Below are 223 nucleotides of genomic sequence, written 5' to 3'. Positions count from 1 at the left end.
CCACCCCGCCGAGTGGGCACCCCCGCCCCGCCGAGTGGGGACCCCCACCCCGCCGGCCTCCCGCCCGGGAGAAGTCAGTGCGACGGGGCTGCGGAAGGCTCCTCGGCCGCGACCACATCGGCCGGGTCGGCGTCATCGCCGACGACGACCGGCAACAGCCGGTTGACCACCTCGATGGCTACCATTCCGATGACGGCGAGGCCGAGGGCCACCGCGTTGCTGC

The organism is Gordonia sp. UBA5067 (assembly GCF_002414845.1).
GTDB classification, from domain to species: Bacteria; Actinomycetota; Actinomycetes; order Mycobacteriales; family Mycobacteriaceae; genus Gordonia; species Gordonia defluvii.
Note: the sequence above shows the minus strand (reverse complement) of the source record.